This window comes from Mesorhizobium sp. M6A.T.Ce.TU.002.03.1.1, assembly GCF_003997275.1.
Classification (GTDB): Bacteria; Pseudomonadota; Alphaproteobacteria; order Rhizobiales; family Rhizobiaceae; genus Mesorhizobium; species Mesorhizobium mediterraneum.
The window spans coordinates 1-508 of the sequence record NZ_RZTI01000314.1; the positions used below are offsets into that span (position 1 = coordinate 1).

The following is a 508-nucleotide window of genomic DNA, read 5'->3' on the forward strand; positions in this document are numbered from 1 at the left end:
AGACATTGGCGAAATCTACAATCTCTATAGCAACGTCAAGGAGAAGCGCGAGGTGTTGCAGATGTGGTCAAATCACATCGAATGGCTGATCAAGCAGGCTGCGGATGACGCTCTGGCGGCGTAGCTGCTGGCATGGGCGGAAGATGCGGCGCAACAATCGTCAGAGCCTCATCGAATTGGAGATCATGCTTGACCAGCAAATGCGCGGCCAATGCTTCGATGGCTGACCAGTGATCGAGTACTAGCCGGGCCGTGCGATCTTCGATCCGCCTCCAACGGGGGCGGCGCGGCATCAGGAACCGCAACTCACCATAGATTCGCTTGGCATCCGCGTAGTCGCTGCTCCCCTCATTCCCATCGGACGCATTCATCGCCATATCGCGCGGGTCCAGATAGCCTTCGAATGCGGATTCTGCAAAAGGACCTGCCAGACACGCAACTATCTCTTGGATCGCTTCATCGCGTTGGAAATGTCGATCCATATCGTTCTCGAAAATCGGCTTTCGCT

General features: G+C 55.5%; 1 protein-coding gene. It reads right to left on the minus strand.

The window, feature by feature from the left end:
* Nucleotides 1-89 precede the first annotated feature (89 nt).
* Nucleotides 90-508, minus strand: a 419-nt coding sequence (locus tag EOC93_RS34375; protein WP_164759405.1) for a hypothetical protein, incomplete at its 5' end; no start/stop codon positions are given.